This window comes from Actinomycetes bacterium (assembly GCA_024222295.1).
GTDB lineage: Bacteria > Actinomycetota > Acidimicrobiia > Acidimicrobiales > Microtrichaceae > JAAEPF01.
Window position 1 is genome coordinate 192,520 of sequence record JAAEPF010000002.1, and the last position, 11,504, is coordinate 204,023.

Below are 11,504 nucleotides of genomic sequence, written 5' to 3' on the forward strand. Positions count from 1 at the left end.
ACCGCTGCTGCGATTTCGTGCTCTGGTGGCGGCTGTGAGGCCGTAGCTTGTCGGCCATGGCGCTAGAGGTTCGCGAGATCACCGAGGTCGACGACCTGCGCACAGCAGCGCGGACCGACCTGTTCTCGTTCGGCCGGGTCTTCGACGAGGGCTTCTTCGAGGAGACACTCGAGCTGCGGCGCACCACCACCTCGTACCTCGCCGAGATCGACGGCTCTCCCGCAGGTTCGTGCCTGGTGCACCCGTTCGACATCACACTGCCGGGAGGGACCTCGGTAGGCCTGTCGGGCATCGGAGATGTGGGCGTGCTGCCCTCGCACCGGCGCCGTGGCGTGCTCAGCACGATGATGGACCGGATGCTCGCGGATGGCGCTGCGGCGGGTCATGTGGCTGCCGGGCTGTATGCGAGCGAGCCGACCATCTATGGCCGTTTCGGCTTCGGTGCTGCCACGAGGGAGCTCAAGGTACGTATCGACACCCGGCGGGCTGCGATGCGTGCGGGTGCCCCGGTGGCCGACGGCGGCGTCGAGGTGATCCACCCCGAGGACCGCATCGACGTGCTGGAGCCGATTCATCGCAAGGCCATCACCCGTCGTCCGGGTGAGGTGTCGCGCAACCTGCAGCGCTGGATGCACCGGCTCGGGGGGTACGAGCATGAGCAGGGCAACCTGATGTGCCTGGCCCACCGCTCGCCGGCGGGCGGGTTGGATGCCTACGCGCTCTACGTCGTGCGTGCCGACTGGCGACCATCGGGCCCCGAGCACGAGCTGGAAGTGGTGGAGCTCTTCGGCCTCGACGCGGGAGCCGAGTTGGCGATGTGGCAGGCGGTGCTCCAGCTCGACCTGATCCGCACCGTTGTCGCCTGGATCCCGGGCGACGGGTTGCTGTTCGACGTGCTGGCGGACCGATGGGCCCCGGACAGCGTGGGTCAACATGACGGCCTGTGGTTGCGCCTGCTCGATGTGCCCGCCGCGCTGGCAGGGCGCACCTACCGCACGCAGACCGAGCTGGTCATCGACGTGGTCGACCACCGGCAACCATCCGGTGCGACCACCGCGGGCACCTGGCGGTTGGTCACGGACGCGTCGGGGGCTGGTCGCATCGAGCGCAGCACGCAGGAGCCTGACCTGCGCCTGGGAGTGGCGGAGCTCGGGTCGGTCGTACTCGGCGGTGGTTCGCTTGCACGGTTGTCGGAGGCGGGTCGCGTCGAGGAGCTGGCCGATGGGGCGCTGCAGCGCGCCGATGCGGCGTTCGGTTGGTGGCCGTCGCCGTGGATCACGGAGTTCTTCTGACGGGCCGACCCGCTCAAGGGGTGGCGGGTGGCAAGCCGCTGCCCATGTGCAGCCAGCGGTCAGTGCGGTAGCGAACTCCCAGCAGAACGACCCGCGACGCCATGAAGGCGATCAGCAGCAGCCACAGCCCCCTCAGGTCGACCGCCGGCCTGGAGATGATCGCGGCGCCCAGTGCCATCACGCCGAGCGAGCCGACCATGGCGACCGCCAGGTAGCGCTGGTCACCAGCTCCCACGAGGATCCCGTCGAGGGCGAAGGCCACGCCGTTGAGGGGCTGGCTCAGCCCCACCCACCACAGCCCGGCCACGAGGAGGTCGAGCACCGCTTCGTCGTCTGTGAACCAGCCCGCGATCACCGGGCTGAACACGGCGGTGATCCCGCCGAGCAGGGCTCCGCAACCGACCGACCACACGATGATCCGGCGCGAGGTCACCCGGGCCAGCACGGCATCGTGCGCACCGAGGGCCTTGGCGACGAGTGACTGGGCGGCTGCCTCGAGGGCATCGAGCACGTAGGCGAGGGCCGCCCAGACCTGGAACCCCACCTGGAATGCCGCCAGGGCAACCGTTCCCTTGCGGGCCGCCAGCGCAACGGTGATCGTGAGCGACGCGCGCAGCGCCACGGTGCGGATGAACAGATCGCGACCCACGACCGCGAGCGAGCGGATCCGGCCGCCGTCGGGTGCCAGCTGGACCGATCGTCGCCTCGCCATGCGAACCACGATCACGCTGTAGGCGACCGCGGCGACGATCTTTGCGATCACGGTGCCCCAGGCCGCGCCAGCGATTCCCTGGTCGAGAGCCAGAACGAGCGTCATCGTGAGCACCACGTTGAGGGTGTTGGTGGACACTGCCACCACGAGGGGGGTGCGCGTGTCGAGGTGGCCCCTCAGTGCGCCGGTGCCGGCCATGGCTAGGGTGACCGCCGGCAGCCCCCAGAGGCTCACGAGCAGGTAGGTGCGCGCCGAGTCGACAACCTCCTCGGTGGCACCGAACAGACCGAGCAGCCAGTCCGCGAGCACCGCCAGGAGCAGCGCGACCGCGACGCCCAGACCGATGCCCAGCCACAGACCCTGCACCGATTGCTTCGCGGCCTCGTCGGGCTGGCCGGCGCCGAGCAGGCGGGCGACCGTGGCGGCGGTGCCGAAGGTGAGAAAGATGAGCATGCCGGTGGCGAAGAGCAGCACGGCGCTGGCCACGGCCAGGCCGCCGAGCGCCTCGGTGCCGATGCGGCCCACGATCGCGGTGTCGGCCAACAGGTAGAGCGGCTCGGACGCGAGTGTGAGCACCGCCGGTCCGGCCAGGGCCCAGATCTGGCGGTCGAGTGGGCGCTGGGCCCGGTCGCCTTCTGGGGCTGCACTGTCGACCACACCCAACTCTGCCACTGCAGCGGTGCCGACCTGCGACTCGGCTCAGGAACCGACACACCCGCCTGTGGTCGGGTACCCCCCTGGCCGGTGCTGGTGTGGTGGAGTGGGGGAATGGGTCGGGGCGGCAGGCGCAAACGCTCAACGGTGATCATCATCGTGTTGCTGCTGGTGCTGGTCGTCGCCGGCGCAGTGGGTGCCAAGATGTACGCCGACAGTTCCGCCACCGAGCAGGTGGACGAGCGGGTCACCGAACTCGAGGAGATGTTCGCGGGCGCAACCCAGGAGGACTTCCTGGCATTCAACTCGGGTCGATCGGTCCCCGGCAGCGTTGCCCAGCAGTCCGCCGACGCGGAGGACTTCGTGAGCGTCGACGCCCGCGCTGGTCGCGCCGTGGTGCGTTTCCAGCCGAAGGGCTGGTGGGCCGGGTTCACCGAGCGATGCATCGTGGTGCTCGTGAGCGACGCGGGCGCGGAGTTCCTCACCCCCAAGACCGCTTGCGTGCGCGTCGACCCCGACGCCTTCTGACGCTCCTGCCAACCGATTCCCGGAGGTGGCGGCGAGCGGGGCGGGTTCGGGATCGCCTCGGGCGGGGGAGCGGTCGTACGCTGTGGCCATGAGCGACACCCCCCAGATGAAGCCGCGGTCCACCGACGTCACCGAGGGCCCGTCGAAGGCACCAGCGCGGGCGATGCTGCGTGCGATCGGCATGACCGACGACGACTGGGACAAGCCGCAGGTGGGCGTGGCCTCCAGCTGGAACGAGGTGACGCCCTGCAACATGCCACTCGACCGCCTGGCAGCGAAGGCCAAGGACGGCGTGCGATCCGCCGGCGGCTTCCCGATCGAGTTCAATACGATCGCTGTGTCCGACGGTATCTCGATGGGCCACGAGGGAATGCGCGCCAGCCTCGTCAGTCGCGAGGTCATCGCCGACTCGGTGGAGACGGTTATGCACGCCGAGCGAATGGACGCGATGGTCACCTTCGCGGGCTGCGACAAGTCGCTGCCCGGGATGATGATGGCTGCTGCTCGACTCAATCTGCCGACGGTCTTCCTCTACGGGGGCTCCAAGCTGCCCGGCAACCACAACGGCCAGGTGCTCGACATCGTGTCGGTGTTCGAGGCCGTCGGCGCGCACGCGCTCGGTGCGATCGACGACGAGGAACTGGGCGCGATCGAACGCGAGGCATGCCCGACCATCGGTGCGTGTGCGGGCATGTTCACGGCCAACACGATGGCTTCGGTTGGCGAAGCGCTCGGGCTGTCGCTGCCCGGTTCCGCCTCCGCTCCGGCGGTCGACCGCCGGCGCGACGACTATGCCCACGCTTCAGGTGTCGCGGTCATCAACCTGCTCCGCGAGGGCATCCGGCCGCGCCACATCATCACGAAGGGCTCGCTGGAGAACGCCATCGCGGTCGTGATGGCCCTCGGTGGAAGCACCAACGCCGTGCTCCACCTGCTCGCGATAGCGGCCGAGGCCGAGGTCGACCTGCAGCTGGAGGACTTCAACAAGGTTGCGGCGAGGGTTCCGCACCTTGCCGATACCAAGCCCCATGGCAAGTACCACATGCTCGACGTGGACCGAATCGGGGGCGTGCCCGTGGTGATGCAGATGCTCGCCGAGGAAGGGGTGCTGCACACCGACGAGATCACGGTTACCGGCCGCACCGTGGCGGAGAACCTGGAGATGGTGAAGCCGCCGGCACCGGACGGCGAGGTCGTCCACAACTTCGACGAGCCGATCAACGCCGTGGGCGGACTCGCGATCCTGCGCGGCTCGCTCGCTCCCAACGGTGGCGTCGTGAAGGTGGCCGGGATCGACTTCGACCACTTCGAGGGTCCGGCCCGCGTGTTCGACGGCGAGGACGCGGCGATGGAGGCTGTGCTGGGCGGTCGCATCAATGCCGGCGACGTGGTCGTGATCCGATACGAAGGGCCCAAGGGCGGACCGGGAATGCGCGAGATGCTCGCCATCACCGGTGCCATGAAGGGCGCGGGGCGCGGTGGCGACTCGGCGCTGATCACCGACGGGCGCTTCTCCGGTGGCACCCACGGGTTCTGCATCGGCCACGTGTCGCCCGAAGCTGTCGACAACGGCCCGATCGCGCTGGTCGAGGAGGGCGACCGCATCCGCATCGACGTGACGGATCACACCATCGACCTGCTTGTTGACGACGCCACCCTCGAGGCGCGACTCGCGAACCTGAAGCACCCCGAGCCGCGATACACCAAAGGAGTGCTGGCGAAGTACGCGGCGCTGGCACAGGGCGCCGACGTCGGCGCCATCACCCGGGCCTGAGCGGGCAGCGGAGCGGCGGTCTTGGCTGCCGGCGAACCGGTCGAGGTGTTGGCAGCCGACGGCTCGGTGCAACGCGTCGTGACCCGTTCGGAGATGCGGGCCAACCGGCTGCGCCACCGCTGCACGTTCGTGATCGTGCGGTCCAGCGTCGGGCAGGTCCTGGTGCACCGACGCAGCGATCACAAGGATCTCTGGCCGGGCCGGTGGGACCTGTGCGTGGGTGGCGTGGTGACTGCTGGGGAGGACTGGGAACACGCAGCTGTGCGCGAGTTGGCCGAGGAGGTCGGCGTCGTTGTGCGACCCGGGGACCTCGACTACCTGGGTGAGGCGAGCTTCACCGATGACGACGTGGACGAACTGGCACGGATCTGGACCGTCACCCACGACGGACCCTTCGAGTTCGCCGACGGCGAGGTGGTCGAGGCGCGGTTCGTCAGCCGCGCGGAACTGGAGGCGATGATGGCTCGGCTGGAGTTCGTCGCAGACTCGGCTGCGCTGGCGGCGCCACTGCTGGTGTGAGCGAAGTGGTTGGCAGAGCGCCGGCCGTTGGGGCAGACTGGTGCGGTGCGTGAAACGACCGAGCTTGTAGTAGGCGCCTGAGGCGCAGACCGGTCCACTTCCCGCGTTGCGCCACGACCTCCTTCGGGAGGTCGTTCCGGTTTTCCGGCCCGGCGCAACACAGCCCGGGCGGCGTCCGAGCAAGCCACACCCCAACCCGAGCACACAGGAACACGACAAATGACCACGAACGGCGGCGCTGCACTCATCAAGGCCCTCGAGATGGAGGGCGTCGACACGATCTTCGGACTGCCCGGCGGGGCGATCCTGCCGGTGTACGACCCGATCATCGACAGCCCGATTCGCCACATCCTCGTGCGCCATGAACAGGGCGCCGGGCACATGGCCGAGGGCTACGCCCACTCCACGGGCCGCCCCGGCGTCGCGATGGTCACCTCTGGGCCAGCCGCCACGAACATCGTCACGCCGCTCTGTGATGCGTTCATGGACTCGGTGCCGATGGTGGTCATCACAGGCCAGGTCGGCACGCCGAGCATCGGCACCGACGCATTCCAGGAGTGCGACACCGTCGGGATCACCCGCAGCGTCACCAAGCACAACGAGCTCGTCACGCGTGCCGAGGACATCCCGATGGTGATCCGCCAGGCGTTCCACATCGCCACCACCGGCCGCCCGGGACCGGTGCTGGTCGACATTCCCAAGGACATCGTCGATCCGAAGAACCCGGCCGCGCACTTCGAGTGGTACTGGCCCACCGACGACGAGGTCGCGGCGAGCCTGCCCGGCTACAAGCCCACGCTCAAGGGGCATCCCCGCAAGATCCGCGAGGCAGCTGAGCTGATGCTCAAGGCCGACAAACCGGTCATCTATGCCGGCGGCGGCATCCTCAAGGCCCGCGCTGCCGAGTCGCTGCTGGAACTGGCGGAGCTGTCGGACATCCCGGTCGTGACCACGCTGATGGCCCGCGGAGCCTTTCCTGATGACCACGAACTGTGCCTCGGCATGCCCGGCATGCATGGCAACTACACCGCGGTCACCTCGATGCAGCAGTCGGACCTGCTGATCGCCCTCGGCAGCAGGTTCGATGACCGCATAACCGGCCGGCTCGATGGCTTTGCCCCCGATGCCAAGGTCATCCACGTCGACATCGACCCGGCCGAGCTGGGCAAGGTGCGTCGCCCCGATGTGCCGATCGTGGGTGACTGCCGGCTGGTGATCGACGAGCTCACCAAGGTGCTGCGCGCCCAGCTCGACAAGGACGGCGTCGACTGGCCCGACCGCAAGCCATGGCGGTCCCGGATCTCTGGCTGGCAGGAGAAGTACCCGCTCACCTACGAGCAGTCGGAGCCTGGGGAGCTCCTCAAGCCTCAGTACGTGCTGGAGCAGATCCGCGCGCGGGCACCCGAGGACTGCATCGTCGCTTCGGGTGTCGGCCAGCACCAGATGTGGACTTCGCAGTACTGGCAGTTCAGGCACCCCTACACGTGGATCAATTCCGGCGGGCTCGGCACCATGGGCTTCTCGGTGCCGGCTGCCATCGGCGCGAAGGCGGGGCGCCCCGACCGGATGGTCTGGGCGATCGACGGCGACGGCTGCTTCCAGATGACCGCCCAGGAGCTGGTCACGGCCGCCACCGAACGCATCCCGGTGAAGATCGCGATCCTCAACAACGCGTACCTCGGCATGGTGCGCCAGTGGCAGGAGATGTTCTACGAGGAGCGCTACTCCGAGGTGTACCTGTCACCCGACCTGCCGGACTACGTGAAGTGGGCCGAGGCGATGGGGTGCGTGGCGTTGCGTGTCGAGTCGCCCGAAGAGGTCGGCCCGGCGATCGACAAGGCAAACCAGATCAACGACCGACCGGTGGTCATCGAGTTTCGGACCGACGCATCCGAGAAGGTGTTCCCAATGGTCCCGGCCGGCCTCACCAACGACAACATCGTGGTCGATCCCACCCAGTCCGGTACCGGCACCGATGACGGAGGTGCCCAGTGAGCCCCGAAGCCCGCCACCAGGTCCTGTCGGTCCTGGTCGAGAACCGGTCCGGTGTGCTGGCGAGGATCGCCGGCCTGTTCGCCCGCCGTGGCTACAACATCTACTCCCTGGCGGTTGCACCTACCGACGACGACCGGTTCAGCCGCATCACGATCGTGGTCGATGTCGAGTCGGCGCCCCTGGAGCAGATCGTCAAGCAGCTCAACAAGCTGGTCAACGTGATCAAGATCTCCGAGCTGGATCCGCGGGACTCGATCGAGCGCGAGTTGATGCTCCTCACAGTCAAAGCCGCCCCGGGCTCGCGCGGCGAGATCCTGGAGCTCGTCGGGCTCTTCGACGCCGACGTGATCGACGTGGGTGCCGACGAGCTCACGGTGAGCCTGGATGACGTGCCGGGCCGCCTCGATGACCTCGAGGCGCTGCTGCGCCCGTACGGAATCGTCGACATCCAGCGCACCGGCCGTGTTGCCTTGCCCCGCCTGGAGCGAAGCGCGGGTGCGCCGGGCCTCCGCTCGGCCGGCTGACCCTCACCGAGACCGCCGGTGCCCGCCCCGCCATTTTCGTCATCTACCCCCGACTCAGGGAGAATTGCCCCATGGCAAACGTGTACTACGAAAAGGACGCTGACGCGTCGATCATCGCCGGCCGCAAAGTGGCGATCCTGGGCTACGGCTCACAGGGTCACGCCCATGCGCTGAACCTGAAGGAGTCCGGCGTGGATGTGCGTGTGGGCCTCCGCGCGGGCTCCTCGTCGGCGGCCAAGGCCTCTGAGGCGGGCCTGGCGGTCACCGATGTCGCTACGGCCACCGCCGAAGCCGACCTCATCATGATGCTGCTGCCCGACACCGAGATCGGCCCGGTCTACGAGGCGGATGTGGCACCCAACCTCAGCGATGGCGACGCCTTGTTCTTCGCCCACGGGTTCAACGTGCGCTTCGGCTACGTGAAGGCCCCCGCCGGGGTCGATGTGGCCATGGTCGCTCCCAAGGGGCCGGGTCACCTCGTGCGGCGCACCTACACCGAGGGTGGGGGCGTGCCCTGCCTGATCGCCGTGTCCCAGGACGCCACGGGCAACGCCAAGGCGCTGGCGCTCAGCTACGCGGACGCGATCGGCGGCACGCGTGCCGGCGTTCTGGAGACCACGTTCGAAGAAGAGACCGAGACCGACCTCTTCGGGGAGCAGGTCGTGCTGTGTGGCGGGCTGTCCGCCCTGGTGCAGGCCGGTTTCGAGACCTTGGTCGAGGCCGGGTACCAGCCCGAGTCGGCCTACTTCGAGTGCCTGCACGAGCTGAAGCTGATCGTGGACCTCATGTACGAGCAGGGCATCTCGGGCATGCGCTACTCGATCTCGACCACCGCCGAGTACGGAGACCTCACCCGCGGGCCGCGGATCGTCAACGACGAGACCAAGGCCGAGATGAAGCGGATCCTCGACGAGATCCGCTCCGGGCAGTTCGCTGAGGAGTTCATCGGCGAGGTGCGCTCCGGTGGCTCGAACTTCGAAGATCTCCGTGACGCAGGCAAGCAGCACCAGGTCGAGCAGGTCGGCACCGGCTTGCGCGACATGATGCCGTGGATCTCGGCGGGCAAGACCAAGGTCGAGGACATCTCCGGCGGCGACTGAGCTGCAGTCCCGTCCTGTTCGTGCTGCATCAAGCCATGCGTGATGCAGCGGCAACAAAGCACAACGCGCGTACCCTCGAAAGGGTGCTGGTAAGCGCTCCTGCGTCGTCGGCCAACCTCGGGCCGGGGTTCGACTGCCTGGCCATCGCGCTCGGCATCCCGTTCTGGCTCGATGCCCGTGATCCCGGTGACGAGCCGCAGGACCCACCGCAGCTTCCGCAGTCGGTCCTTGAGGGCGATGATCCGGTCCCGATGCTGGCGGCCGAGGCGAGCCACCCCGCTGCGCTGGCCTTCGAGGCGGCGGGCGGCGCTGCGGGCAGTTCGCTCTGGTGGCGCAGCACGATTCCGCCCGGCCGCGGGCAGGGCTTCTCGGGTGCTTCCCGCGTCGCCGGGGCGTTCGCTGCGTTCAGGCTTGCGGGGGTGCCGCCGGACAGAGCCCGCCGGGCGGCGCGCAACGTGGCCGCCGAACTCGAAGGGCATCCCGACAACGCTGCTGCCAGTGCGCTCGGTGCCCTCAGCGTTTCCGCCGGCGACACCGACGTGCGGCTCGATGTGCCGGGCGGCGTGGAGGTTGCACTCTGGTGGCCCGACGAGAGCCAGGGCACCGACGCATCGCGACAGGCGCTGGCCGAGGTGGTCGAGCTCACCGATGCCACACACAACGTGAGTCGGGCCGCCCTGTGGGTTGCAGCGATCGCCACGGGCGACCTGGCAGCACTGCGGTGGGCCAGCGAGGACCGACTCCACCAGCAGGCCCGCCTCGACGCCATGGCGCAGTCGGCCGCCGCGCTGGAGGCGTTCCTCGACGACGGGTCGGTGTGGGCCGCATGGCTGTCGGGTTCCGGCCCGACCGTGGCAGCACTCGTTCCGGCCGGCTACCAGGTGCCCGCAGGCCTGCCGGAGGGTCGCACCGCGGTGGTGGCGATCGACACCGAAGGAGTCCGCGAAGCCAACTGAGCTCGCCACTCGCTATTCTCTTCCGGCTACCGAGCCGCTGCCTCGCACAGCGGCCGACAACTGGCCCGCAGGGCCGTTGCAGCACCGACAGGCCACAGGGCCGTTACAGGAGAGACATGAGCGACAACTGGGGCTTCGAAACCCGCCAGATCCACGCAGGCCAGGTGCCCGACTCCGAGACGAGCGCCCGTGCCGTACCGATCTACCAGACGACGGCCTACACGTTCCGCGACACCCAGCACGCAGCCGACCTGTTCGGACTGGCGGAGATGGGCAACATCTACACGCGGATCATGAACCCCACCCAGGGCGTGGTCGAGGCCCGTATCTCGGCACTCGAAGGGGCGACCGAGACCGCGGTGGGCATTCCCGGGTCGCTGCTGGTCTCCTCGGGTCAGGCCGCTGAGACGATGGCGATCCTCAATCTCGCCGAGTCGGGCAGCCACATCGTCAGTTCAGCGGCCCTCTACGGCGGCACCTACAACCTGTTCCACTACACGCTGCCCAAGATGGGAATCGAGTGCACGTTCGTCGAGGACCCCGACGACATGGATGAGTGGGCCGCCGCGATCCAGCCCAACACCAAGGCCCTCTATGGCGAGTCGATCGGCAACCCGAAGAACGACATCCTCGACATCTCGGCGGTGGCCGACCTCGCACACGCCAACGGCATCCCCCTCATCGTCGACAACACCGTCGGCACGCCGTACCTCTGCAATCCGCTTGCGCACGGCGCCGACATCGTGGTGCATTCGGCCACGAAGTTCATCGGTGGCCACGGGACTGCGATCGCCGGGCTGATCGTCGACGGTGGCACGTTCGACTTCTCCGAGGGCGACAAGTACCCGATGTTCACCGAACCCGACCCGAGCTACCACGGGCTCGCCTACTGGCCCGCCCTCGGTGCCGGCTCCTATGTGATCAAGGCACGGGTCCAGCTGCTACGTGACACCGGTCCGGCCGTGTCGCCATTCAACGCGTTCTTGCTGCTGCAGGGGCTTGAGACGCTGTCTCTGCGCATGGAGCGCCACGTCGCCAACGCGAAGGCCGTCGCGGAGTTCCTCGAGGGTCACGACCAGGTGGAGAGCGTGCAGTACGCGGGTCTCGCGTCCAGCAAGTGGAACGACCGCGTGGACAAGTACTGCCCCAAGGGTCCCAGCTCGGTGCCGGCGTTCATCATCAGGGGTGGCCTCGAGGCGGGCAAGAAGTTCGTGGAGGCGCTGGAGTTGCACAGTCACCTCGCCAACATCGGCGACGTGCGCAGCCTTGTGATCCACCCGGCCTCCACCACCCACAGCCAGCTCACCGCTGACGAGCAGAGCTCCACGGGCGTCGACCCGGGCCTCATCCGCCTGTCGGTCGGTCTCGAGAGCGTCGAGGACATCATCGGCGACCTCGAACGAGGCTTCGCCGCCGCGAAGTAGCGTCTGGACCCGGGCCGCCTGCAAAC

General features: G+C 68.3%; 9 protein-coding genes and 1 pseudogene. 9 read left to right on the plus strand and 1 reads right to left on the minus strand.

Annotated features, from left to right (window positions below; all coding sequences use genetic code 11):
• The first annotated feature begins 56 nt into the window (after positions 1-56).
• Entirely contained in the window at positions 57-1,292 is a 1,236-nt protein-coding gene (locus tag GY812_00930; GenBank protein ID MCP4434050.1) for a GNAT family N-acetyltransferase, read from the plus strand.
• Positions 1,293-1,305: 13 nt separating this feature from the next.
• Here GY812_00930 and GY812_00935 read toward each other — a convergent pair whose 3' ends face one another.
• The gene (locus tag GY812_00935; GenBank protein MCP4434051.1) at positions 1,306-2,661 is read right to left on the minus strand and encodes an MATE family efflux transporter; all 1,356 of its coding nucleotides are present in this window, start codon (positions 2,659-2,661) and stop codon (positions 1,306-1,308) included.
• Between the two features lie 144 nt (positions 2,662-2,805).
• Between GY812_00935 and GY812_00940 the strand changes: the two genes are divergently transcribed.
• The 8 genes and pseudogenes from GY812_00940 (at position 2,806) to GY812_00975 (ending at position 11,478) form a co-directional block, all read left to right on the plus strand.
• Positions 2,806-3,186 (plus strand): hypothetical protein, encoded by a 381-nt coding sequence (locus tag GY812_00940; protein ID MCP4434052.1) that lies wholly within the window; start codon positions 2,806-2,808, stop codon positions 3,184-3,186.
• Positions 3,187-3,274: 88 nt separating this feature from the next.
• Complete coding sequence (gene ilvD, locus GY812_00945) at positions 3,275-4,960, plus strand: dihydroxy-acid dehydratase (GenBank protein ID MCP4434053.1); 1,686 nt, start codon at positions 3,275-3,277, stop codon at positions 4,958-4,960.
• Between the two features lie 21 nt (positions 4,961-4,981).
• Entirely contained in the window at positions 4,982-5,479 is a 498-nt protein-coding gene (locus GY812_00950; GenBank protein MCP4434054.1) for an NUDIX domain-containing protein, read from the plus strand.
• Positions 5,480-5,695: 216 nt separating this feature from the next.
• Positions 5,696-7,474: pseudogene (locus tag GY812_00955) on the plus strand (acetolactate synthase large subunit).
• Positions 7,471-7,998, plus strand: a complete 528-nt coding sequence (ilvN, locus tag GY812_00960; protein MCP4434055.1) for an acetolactate synthase small subunit — start codon at positions 7,471-7,473, stop codon at positions 7,996-7,998. Before GY812_00955 ends, ilvN begins: the two are co-directional and overlap by 4 nt.
• Before the next feature lie 71 nt (positions 7,999-8,069).
• A complete protein-coding gene (ilvC, locus tag GY812_00965; GenBank protein ID MCP4434056.1) occupies positions 8,070-9,098 on the plus strand; it encodes a ketol-acid reductoisomerase in 1,029 nt (342 codons plus the stop codon).
• An 83-nt stretch (positions 9,099-9,181) separates the two neighbouring features.
• A complete protein-coding gene (locus GY812_00970) occupies positions 9,182-10,054 on the plus strand; it encodes a homoserine kinase (protein ID MCP4434057.1) in 873 nt (290 codons plus the stop codon).
• A gap of 116 nt (positions 10,055-10,170) precedes the next feature.
• Positions 10,171-11,478 carry a bifunctional o-acetylhomoserine/o-acetylserine sulfhydrylase gene (locus GY812_00975; protein ID MCP4434058.1) on the plus strand — a complete coding sequence of 436 codons (1,308 nt, stop codon included), beginning with the start codon at positions 10,171-10,173 and terminating at the stop codon, positions 11,476-11,478.
• The last annotated feature ends 26 nt before the right edge of the window (positions 11,479-11,504 follow it).